The sequence below is a fragment of the Lacticaseibacillus yichunensis genome (assembly GCF_003946405.1).
GTDB classification, from domain to species: Bacteria; Bacillota; Bacilli; order Lactobacillales; family Lactobacillaceae; genus Lacticaseibacillus; species Lacticaseibacillus yichunensis.
Genome location: NZ_RHOG01000048.1, coordinates 1 through 10,650, shown reverse-complemented (window position 1 = coordinate 10,650; position 10,650 = coordinate 1). Strand labels below are relative to the sequence as shown.

Here is a 10,650-nt window from a genome sequence, read left to right as displayed (position 1 = left end):
CCTCTGCATTCATTATACGACAGTAACGGAACGGTTCCCATGAAAACAAGGCACTTACAAATATTCAGTATCCACTATTCTACTCATACTTTCTCGTCCACGGGGGACGCAATCATTTTTGTTAAAAGGAGGTCGAGTTGGCCCTGCTCATCCGCGCTGAGGCGACCGAGTAACGAATTGATCGTTTGAAAATTGACGGGTAAGAACCGTGACAAGCAGGCCCGGCCTGACGGGGTCAACCGAATCACGACCGCACGCTTATCTTGAGAATCTGCGATCTTCTCCACGAATCCGCCTGTCGTCATTCGATCCAAGAGCTTGCTGGTCGTGGCCTTGGTCACCCCGAGTTTTTCGGCTAAAGCGGAGACCGGGAGTCCTTGAGGCGCATGGGCCAGAAACATCAAAAGAATAAATCGCGACTCAGACAGATCATAGTCGCTCAAGACTTGCTCATATTTCGCCTGCACATCACGGTACACAAATTGCAGGTCCAGAAAAGTCTGGACAGTCTTGATGTTGGCGTCCGCGTATTGACTGCGGATCACCCGCAAGCGCTCGGCATCAGGCCGATCGCGGAAGTTTGAATCAGGCATAAAGACCTCCCGTTAAATTTAATTAGCCGGCTAACTTGATTGAAGTATACGCCTTTATCCGAAGAGTGCAAGGGATAATTACAACAAAATTTGTCGCCACAAGCCATCCGCCAGAAAGCCTTGCACGCTCCTCGTGCCGAATCAAACAGCCCCGCTTCCGAAGAAGACGAGGCTGCGTGGGGCATGCAGATCAGCGACTGTCGCCACCCAACAGAATGACAGAAAAACCGGTCGCCTATTTTCGTGTTAGATCAGTGGCTGATCTTATCGACCGCGACAGACGGAATGGTAATGTCGCCACCCATGGTCGATTCGTAGGTGATCAAGCCGGCGGACACGCCGAAGATCGTGATCTGATCATTTTCCAAAATACGCGAGGAGACCGTGCTGCTGGTCCAGTCGCAAAGCAGCATGTTATCGTAATCGCCGTTGACTGCAAGCCGCGCCTGAACGCTGTCGCCGTCTTCCATGATCTGAACGACTTCCCCGTAGAACTTCACCTTTTTACCCATGTAAGAATCCGGGGTCCGGGCGAGTTGGTCGTACGTAATGCCGGTTTCGTACCCGCGTCGCTCCTCTTCGGCTGCCTTGGCTTTGGCGGCCGCGGCCGCAGCGGCTTTAGCTTTCGCTGCCGCAGCAGCTTCTTCCTTCTTCTTCTTGGCCGCTGCAGCTGCCGCAGCCTCCTTCTTTTTCACCCCTGGCAAGGCACTTTCTAATTCCGAAAGCGGGGTGACATTGACGAGCTCCTTTTGATCGGCCGTCAAGGAGTTGTACGTGTCGCGCGCCTTTTTGAGCGACGCCTCATCATTTGAATCAAGCTGATCGACACTTGGTAAGTCATTCAACAGCGATGTAACTTTGTCGGCTGCGGCGGAATCATTTTTTAACTTTGTCGCTGCTGCCTCGGACAGCTTCTCGTATGGCTTCATTTTTTTATGGTACTTTTCGCTTTTGGACTCGAGTGATTCGTAATCAGACTTCAGTCCATCATAGTTGACCGCAGTACGTTGTTGCTTTGTTTCAAGCTTCTGGTATGCCGCATTGAGTTGATTCATCTTCACGGAATTGGAATTGATTGTCCCAACGCCAATAAGAAAGACCAGTGTCGCGACAGCCGAAAAAATGATTCGGCCATTCTTCGTAAACTTCTGATTCTTCCACACCAGATAGATCCCCAATGGTGCGAAAACGATGGTCGCGATCAAGAGCCCGAGTTCCGACTTAAAAAAATTCTGTGCTTTTGCCAATAGATCCTTCACCTAAAAATCCCCCTGATAATAAATATAGTTGCTTGCGATGATCCCGCTCACCCAGCGGATGTCGCACCCCCAAAGTTCAAAAGTATGGTCGCAGTCAATTGCGGCGCGGGTTCACGGCACCTCGACACCCAAAACGACTCGCGATCACTGCCACCGTAAATAAATTACGAAAATCGAGAACAGTTTGTCATAGGCACGCAAAACCGTCTTTAAAAAACTGCAACTATACCAGTATCCTCGAGAATAGCAGAGAAGGCAACCAATATATCCCACACTCTCATCACTTTTTCACACGCAACCAATTGAATTCAAAAAAAGGCGGACGCAGCGGTCCCCTGCATGCGCGCCATGTCAGCCGAATCAAAAATGGCGCCGCCCCACCACAGTCGGGGGCAACGCCATCCTATTTGGATCGTAGCTATTTGGTGCTGTGCAAACCAACGCCATCCTATTTTCCAAAACCCGAAACTGTCAGCTCTTCGCCACAGCCTCTTTGTAATCATTGTTCGGGCAGACCACCTGCATGCCGCCGCGCCCGCGCTTTTCGACTAGATAGTGGCCGCAGACCGGGCAATCCCGGCCGACTGGCTTGTCCCAGGCGACGAAATCGCAATCTGGATAGCGCGAACATCCGTAGAACGTGCGGTTGCGCTTGGACTTGCGCTCAACCAGCTGGCCGATGCCACACTTCGGGCACACGACGCCGATCTCCTTGACCACCGCCTTAGTGTTGCGGCAATCCGGGAAGCGCGAGCAGGCATAGAATTTGCCGAAGCGGCCCATTTTGACCACCATCGGCGCGCCGCAAACATCGCAATCAAAGCCAGCCGGTTCGTCCTTCATCTGAATCTTTTCGATGCCGACCTCGGCCTTCGCGACCTCCTTGGCAAACGGCTTGTAGAACTCATCCACGATTGGGACCCATTCAGCCTTGCCCGTTTCGATTGCGTCGAGCTCGCCTTCGACCTTCGCCGTGAACTTGATATCCACGACATCTGGGAAAAATTCTTTGATCAGCGAATTGACGATCTCGCCAAGCTCCGTCGGCTCAAACCGGCGGGCAGTCAGCTTCACATAGTAACGCTTTTGAATCGTCTCGATCGTCGGCGCATACGTGGAAGGCCGGCCGACGCCATTTTCTTCCAGCGCCTTGACCAGGTTCGCTTCGGAATAGCGGGCAGGCGGCTGGGTAAAATGCTGGGCCGGATCAGTTTTCACCAGCTTGACTGCATCGCCGATCGCAAGCTCCGGCAAGAGGTTCTCCTTCTCGCCGTCATCGCGACTCGAGACATAAAGCGTGGTGAACCCTGGAAACTTCGTGTGGCTCCCGTTGGCGCGGAAGGTCGCGCCGTTTTGCTCGATCGTCACCGCCACCGTGTCGACCACGGCCGGCGTCATTTCACTGGCGACAAAGCGATTCCAGATCAGCTGGTACAACTTCATCTGGTCCTTGTCCAAAACAGATTCCAGACTCTTCGGCGTGCGCAACGTCGACGTCGGGCGAATCGCTTCATGGGCGTCTTGGGCGCCTTCCTGCAATTTCCCCTGCCGAATTTTCACCGCGGCGTAGGCCTCGCCATAGACGTCATGGATGAACTTGGACGTCTCAGCCTTCGCGACACTCGACACACGCGTCGAATCGGTACGCATGTATGTGATCAGACCGGTCGTGCCTTCCTTGCCGCCAAGATTGATGCCTTCATAAAGCTGCTGGGCGAGCATCATCGTCTTGCGCGTGCGGAAGTTCAGCTTGCGGTTGGCCTCCTGCTGCAGGGAACTCGTGGTGAAAGGCGGCGCCGGGTAACGGTTACGCTCCTTCTTCACGACATTCGTGATGGCAAACGGCTTCTTCTTGTCGATCTGCTTGAGCACGCCCTGAACCGCGGCGTTATCCTTCAGATCCATCTTCTTATTGTTCAGGCCGTAAAAACTTGCGGCGAATTTCGCGGTGCCCTTTTGGAACTCCGCATCCAAGGACCAGTATTCTTCCGGCTTGAAATTGCGGATCTCCTCTTCGCGGTCAATGATCAGCTTCAGCGCAACAGATTGCACGCGCCCCGCGGATAGCCCCTTCTTCACCTTTTTCCAAAGAAGCGGCGAGATCGAATAGCCAACCAGCCGATCCAAAATACGGCGCGCCTGCTGGGCATCGACCAGGTTCATATCGATACTGCGCGGCGACTTGAACGCGTTTTTCACCGCGTCCTTTGTGATCTCGTTGAACACCACGCGGTTCTTGGCGGTCGGGTCGAGCCCGAGAATGTGACTGACATGCCACGCGATGGCTTCCCCTTCACGATCCGGATCGGCTGCGAGATAAATATTGTCGGCTTTGGCGGCCTCTTTGCGAAGCTCCTTGATCACATCGCCCTTACCGCGAATAGAAATATATTTTGGCTCATAATTATTATCAACATCGACACCCATTTGGGACTTGGGCAAGTCGCGGATATGACCGAGGCTGGCGACGACCCTGAACGAGCGCCCCAGATACTTCTCGATAGTTTTGGCTTTTGCTGGCGATTCCACAATGACCAAATTCTTGGCGGCCATGTGCGCCCTCCTTCCTGCGAGCGAGCTGCTCGAAAACACCAAACATCATAAAGCCCCGGTTCGCGCTTTGTCAAACATCTGATTCTGTTTCTTCTATTATATAGCGTCGTTTCAGGTCGTTTTCCGGGAAAAAACGGCCGCCACCCGCTGGCCGCGGCGCAGCAAACAGGCCCCGGCCCAGCAGGCTTTTCAGCTGGTTTGGGCATGGCGGTTCCGGGCGACTTGCGTGGGTCGAAAAATTTAGTTTACCCACGCCTGATATTTTGCAGGCCCCCATTGGTGGTGGGACCCAGGCAATGCGGAGACTCTTGCCACGTCGCTCAATAGAATTGATAGCGCCATATTGCCCAGCATGAGATACTGGCATTAGGATTTCAATTTGCAGGAGGCCAACATGATCAAATTGATCGCCGTTGATATGGACGGCACATTTCTAAATTCAGCCCAAGATTATGACCGGAAACGATTTGCGGCGGTCCACAAGCTACTGACCGAACGCGGCATCCAATTTGTCGTTGCCAGCGGGAATCAGTATTACCAGCTGCGCTCATTTTTCAAAGACTATGCGGAGACGATCTACGTGGCCGAAAACGGCGCCTACATTCGAGGCGCCAAGCAAACCTATGCCACGCACACTTTTTCCCCAGAGGCGACGGACCAGATCACCGAGTTTCTCAGCAGTGATCCGGCGCTGTCCGTGATCGCGTGCGGCGTGGGCTCGGCGTATGTCCGCGCGCTGGAAGGCCCGGAATACATTGCCCAGACCCGGCGCTTCTACCACCGGCTCGAGGTGCGCGATGATCTGACCATTTACGGCGACCCGATCATGAAGTTTGGCGTCAACATGGCCCCTTCGCGCACCCAGGAATACCTTGTGCGCTTCACCGAAGCCTTCGCTGGAATCGCGGAGGTCACCAGCTCCGGCCACGGCGACATCGATATCATTCAGCCCGGCCGCCACAAAGCCGCGGGCCTCAAAGAACTCGGCGCCCGGCTTGGCATTTCGCTGGCGGACATGGCCGCGTTTGGCGATGGCGGCAACGATCTTGAGATGATCCGCGAAGTCGGCCTCGGCGTCGCGATGAAAAACGCGTCTCCAGCGGTGCTGGAAGCGGCGGATGTGATCACCGAGAAGACCAATGATGAGGCTGGCGTTTGTGACTTTTTGGAAGGGTATTTTTCGCCACGCTAAATAGGCTTTGATTGGGCACGCTTTTTACAGCTGGAAGGCGTGCTTTTTTGTGTACGTGGATCAGTCAAAAGACTGCAGCTCATCAGTAATGTCCCGCGCGTTCATCACAGGCTTGGCGCCGGCCTGAATCAGCGCGTTGGTGCCGGCGCCCAGGGGCTGGTCGAAATCGCGGGGCAGCGCAAATACTTCCCGGCCCGTTTCAAGGCCCATGTTGGCGGTGATCAAACTGCCACTTTTCAGGCGCGCCTCGGTCACCAGCACCCCATGCGCCAGCCCGGCGATGATGCGGTTGCGCGCGACAAAGCGATACGGCATCGGCCAGGTGCCCGGCGGATATTCGGACACAAGAAGGCCGCCCGCCGCGATGCCTGCCTGGAGTTGTCGGTTGTGCGACGGGTAGACGCGGTCCAACCCGTTCGCCAGCACTGCGATCGTCGGCAAGCCCTGCGCCAACGCCATTTCGTGCGCCATCGTGTCCGCCCCGCTCGCCAACCCTGAGACGATCGTCAGATCAGGCGGAAAGGCCTTGCCAAAATTTTCCAGCGCCGCTTTTGTGTACCGGCCGGCATCCCGCGAACCGACCACCGCCAATGTGCGCGTTTGAAGGAGGGCCCGGTCGCCCGCCGTGAATAGCACCAATGGCGGCTGGGGAATCTCGGCCAGACGCGGCGGATATTCAGGATCGGCGCGCGTGATGATGCCCGGGTCATGCGCCAAGCGGAGGGCAAGTCGCTGTTGATTTTCAAGCGCAGGCCGCTGTGCCGCCAGCCCCGGCCAATCCGCTAAGTCCCGCGCATCGCTGGTCGCCGTCAGTTGCCGCAGCGCGATCTCCAGCCAGATCTCATTTTCCGTCTGCCAGTCCTTTGTGAACATGGCCAGGTGCCACATGATCAAGAGTTTTCTAATCTGCAACTTTCTCACCTCTTGTAAACAAATTACGCGAAATGAGTGTGGGGATAGGCGCGTGGCATACGAAGAAGCCAGGTTCCCTCCACAGCACATTGCCGAAGCGGAACCTGGCTTCTTCTTATCTTTGGAATGGTGGGCGATCTAAGCCGCTCGCTTCACCCGTGCCCATTCTCCTGAATCCACTGTTGCTGGCGCATGTACTCTTCGCGGACCGGGGCGAAGCTCATCCGGTGAATCGGGGTGATACCCAGCTCGGCGAGGCCGGCGAGGTGCTTTTTGGTGCCATAACCCATGTTGTCCTTGAAGTCGTAACCCGGATACAGCCCGTCGTACATTTCCATCAGACGGTCCCGCACGACCTTGGCGACAATGCTGGCGGCCGCGATGGAGATGCTGTTCGCGTCGCCGTGAATAAGCTTGCGCTGCGGCACCTCGACCGGCACGCGCATGGCGTCGACGAGTAGAAAATTGGGCTGCACGCGCAGCGACGAAACAGCCCGGCCCATCGCGAGCTCGGTGGCATGATAAATATTCTCAGTATCGATGGCGCGCGAATCCGCGACGCCTAGCGACACAGCAACCGCTTGTGAAATAATCAGCGGATACAGCCGCTCGCGCTCATGCCGGGTCAATTGCTTCGAATCGTTGACTGGTAGCGCGCAATCCTGTCGCAAGATCACGGCTGCGGTGACGACCGGCCCAGCCAGTGGTCCCCGCCCGACTTCATCGATGCCGGCAATCAAAGGATAGTGAGGCCACAGCTCGCGTTCATAGCGACTGCGATATTGAAGGTCCAGCGCGGCGGTGGCGGCTTCGTCTTGGCGGCGCCGGTATGTGGCTAATAGTTTTTGGGCGCCGACGCGGCTGTCGCGCGCCACTTCCTCGAGAAACGCGTCATCGACCGGATCTGCGGCCAATTTTTCCCGAATCTCACTCAGCTTCATTGGGCACCTCGAGGGTGAAGCGGCCGAGCTTGCCCTGGCGCGCGTCGAAGATCACGCGCTCGGCCATGCGGTTGTACTCGTCGCCGAAGCCGTTGGTCTTGGCGAGGTGCACCATGAGGTCGGGCGTGGGCAGCGCGATGTCGGTCGCCGTCGCATGATACGCTTTGCGCAAGGCGTCGGGGTGGCGCTGTTGAAAATAGTTCAGGCCAAATAGCCCAACATCGTCAGGATTGACAACGTTGTCGGCGATGGCGCCGGTAAATGCAAGCTTGAGGCCGACTTGCTCATCGTCAAACTTCGGCCAAAGAATGCCCGGGGTGTCAAGCAGCATAAAACTGTTGTCAGCCTTGAGCCACTGCTGATTCTTGGTGACGCCGGGCCGGTTGCCGGTGACGGCGATATTCTTGCTGATGAGGCGGTTAAGAACCGTTGATTTACCGACGTTGGGGATGCCGATGCACATCGCCTTGATCATCGGGTCACGAATCCCGCGAGCCTGCTGCCGAGCAATCTTCTCGTGTAGCAACTTCTTCGCGAGTTGCGGAATCTGCTTGAGCTGCCGCGCGTGCTGGGCATCGATCGCGATTGCCGCAGTCCCTTGGCTTTCGTAAAAACGAATCCATTGCGCCGTCACATTGGGGTCCGCCAGATCCTGCTTGTTGAGCACCATGATCTTGGGTTTATCTCCCACAAGCTCGTTCATCATCGGATTGCGGCTGGCCTCGGGCGTCCGCGCATCCGTGATCTCAAGCACAAGATCGACCTGCTTAAGTTTTGCCTGGACCTCATTGCGCGCTTTCGCCATGTGGCCCGGGAACCATTGAATCGTTGCCATTGTTGTCTCCTTTGTGAATCTCTTCCGTACAGTGTAGCAAAAAAGCCCGTGGGTTGCACGGGCTAGGACCAGCCTAACAAAGTTATCCCTTCAGACCAGGCTTATTAGAACTAGGTTTCAAGAGGTTGGAATAGCCTTTAAAAACACCGACCCTTCAAGGGTGACCTTCAGATGATTTCAGTCAATATGAATGATTTTTGTCAAATAGTGGGGATTACCTTAATACATCTGTGAGTCAAAAATCTTCCAGAAACAATCATCACTCATATTTTGCATCGTTTTTTTCGGCGACCAAATCATGCGGTTGGTCTTTTTGTGCTTCGTCGACCCTTGAATGAGTACCAGCTAATTTGGTGAGCTGATCCATCGTACCGCGACCATCACCAGCTGTATAGAATTTCAGGCCGCTAATCTGAACGTTGTTTTCTTTGTCGGCGAATTCCATCTCGGCTTGATGATTGGTCATGTACAGTAGCAGCTCTTCTTTCCACAACTCACCCTCAAACCGTTCACCACTCATGCCCTTAGGTTCAATGAAAATTTGGAAGTAAAAATCATCCGTGTCTTCAAGGAAGAGAATGAAGTCAGGCTGATATCCAGTTAAATGAATACCCAGCTCTGGATTCTGCTGGTACTGATGCAACTTCAGTACTTCGCTTTTTGCCGACTCACGGTGCATGGTTTCATCCATGCGGAATAGATACACAGCCTTGTGGTACTTCGCCTGTAACTCCAGCACATGGCCTTTAATTCGTTCAATCAATTCATACTCCAGGCGATTCACAATTGCCTTATCGTAGACGTAGAAAGTATCTGCATCCATTTCATAGATCTTGATATCTTGTGTCTTCTCATATTGCGTTTGGGTATCGTACTCGGGAACACGCTTCTTGTAGTCTCCAAGATAGTCTTTAATGGGATAGCCGATAAAGTTGTTCGTCCCGCGCTTCTTGACAAAGCCAGCCTGAATCTTAACTTGATATTCCTTCAGCAACGCCACAATGACCGTTAAAATTTCATCCGGAGTTAGATTACTCTCGCGGTATTCCACTGGTACTGTCAAGAACAGCTTCAAATTCCGCGCATTTAACCATTGCTCCCCATAGATGAATTCATTCATCGACTGAACACATGGAACGTAACGCTTCAGGTTATCAAATCGGTAAAATTCGAGTTTTTGAATTGCCTTCTTTACATAGCGGACATCAAATCGCGGAACACTGATGGTCTTGCTCTTGACCGCATCAGAATACGCTTGGTAATTGACTTCACTTGAGCCATAGTTGAGGTTACGCTGAATATCCGGCTTGTGGTCTATCCCGTACTTCTGAATCGAATCAAAATAAGTCTCTGGAACATCAACACACATATTGTAATAGATTCGCCCGTGGCGATAAGCATCGGTCTTTTTGAACGCCGACTTCACCTTGATTTCTTCTAAGGGGTTCTTGATGTCCTTACCGGTGGGTAAGTCCATCTGCTTCAGTGAACCCACTAACTGCTTGAGATACTGCGGTTCATTCATCGTGTGGTAGTGCAACGTCTCCAAAATCAGTTGCCGATTGGACGGGTCATTATCAAAGCGCCGCTTGTAGCTCTTCTTGCCATCAAGTTCAAACGGATAGTATCGTGCGCCACGGCCAATCAGTTGCGCTTCAACCATCGTTGCACCCTTATTCGCCTTGGCCTCCTCGCTAATACGTACAATATCATACAAGTTGAGGACATCCCAGCCTTCAGTGAGCTTGGCCACCGCGAACACAACCCGATAGAAGTTGTTGGGACTCTCCAACGTATTGAGCGCTTGGTATTGACCTTTTTCCAACATATTACCGCTGGCATCGTTGGCGTTCAGAACATTTTTAGGATTGAAGTCATGCTTAATTTCGCTGACAATCTTGGAAAGGTCAGCTTCATTTTGCATGTAATAGCGATATGCTAACTCAAGGATGGCATTATCATTGCTATCTAGTAACTGTTGGCGCTCAATGAAAGTCTTCAGGTCTTTGGCGTTCAGACCAGCGATAATTTCGTTGAACCGATCATTGGCCTTCTTAGAGACTGCGACCTTGGCCGACTTGAACATGACAATTGGCTTGAAGGTACTCGAAACATGCTCCATGAGGGCTCGATACTTACGGAACTGCGATAGCAATACTACATTAAGCATCTTATCGTCATCACTAGATGAAGTCTCAATTCGCTTCACTTCTTTAGAGTAGTGGCTGTTCAAAAACGTGTAGCATTTGATACTAGTGATTTTAGGTCATTACTGTCATATAATAAATGCATACGAAATTCCGGTTTTCAGACATTTCCCGTGCATTTACGAAATTCACTCGGAGGTTTTATCCATGGTTTATCG

The 10,650-nt window shown here is 53.2% G+C and carries 8 protein-coding genes; 1 reads left to right on the top strand and 7 read right to left on the bottom strand.

What is annotated here, in order from left to right; genetic code table 11:
- Positions 1-83: 83 nt before the first annotated feature.
- The 3 genes from EKM95_RS10970 to topA form a co-directional block, all read right to left on the bottom strand.
- Positions 84-593 carry a MarR family winged helix-turn-helix transcriptional regulator gene (locus EKM95_RS10970; protein WP_125698405.1) on the bottom strand — a complete coding sequence of 170 codons (510 nt, stop codon included), beginning with the start codon at positions 591-593 and terminating at the stop codon, positions 84-86.
- A gap of 251 nt (positions 594-844) precedes the next feature.
- Entirely contained in the window at positions 845-1,852 is a 1,008-nt protein-coding gene (locus EKM95_RS10965) for a hypothetical protein (protein ID WP_125698403.1), read from the bottom strand.
- A 471-nt stretch (positions 1,853-2,323) separates the two neighbouring features.
- Positions 2,324-4,405, bottom strand: coding sequence for a type I DNA topoisomerase (topA, locus tag EKM95_RS10960; RefSeq protein ID WP_125698401.1), 2,082 nt, complete (start codon positions 4,403-4,405; stop codon positions 2,324-2,326).
- Positions 4,406-4,799: 394 nt separating this feature from the next.
- Here topA and EKM95_RS10955 point away from each other — a divergent pair, with 394 nt between their 5' ends.
- Positions 4,800-5,597, top strand: coding sequence for a Cof-type HAD-IIB family hydrolase (locus EKM95_RS10955; RefSeq protein WP_125698399.1), 798 nt, complete (start codon positions 4,800-4,802; stop codon positions 5,595-5,597).
- 60 nt (positions 5,598-5,657) lie between these two features.
- On the opposite strand, the gene dprA is transcribed toward EKM95_RS10955, so the two are convergent.
- From dprA to EKM95_RS10935, 4 genes are all read right to left on the bottom strand, one after another.
- Positions 5,658-6,509, bottom strand: coding sequence for a DNA-processing protein DprA (gene dprA, locus EKM95_RS10950; protein ID WP_318530905.1), 852 nt, complete (start codon positions 6,507-6,509; stop codon positions 5,658-5,660).
- Between the two features lie 152 nt (positions 6,510-6,661).
- Positions 6,662-7,450: a ribonuclease HII gene (locus EKM95_RS10945; RefSeq protein WP_125698397.1), complete on the bottom strand. Its 789-nt coding sequence runs from the start codon at positions 7,448-7,450 to the stop codon at positions 6,662-6,664.
- Positions 7,437-8,285, bottom strand: a complete 849-nt coding sequence (gene ylqF, locus EKM95_RS10940) for a ribosome biogenesis GTPase YlqF (RefSeq protein ID WP_125698395.1) — start codon at positions 8,283-8,285, stop codon at positions 7,437-7,439. The genes EKM95_RS10945 and ylqF overlap by 14 nt, the downstream gene beginning before the upstream one ends.
- A gap of 259 nt (positions 8,286-8,544) precedes the next feature.
- Complete coding sequence (locus EKM95_RS10935) at positions 8,545-10,455, bottom strand: hypothetical protein (RefSeq protein ID WP_225423299.1); 1,911 nt, start codon at positions 10,453-10,455, stop codon at positions 8,545-8,547.
- Positions 10,456-10,650: the final 195 nt, after the last annotated feature.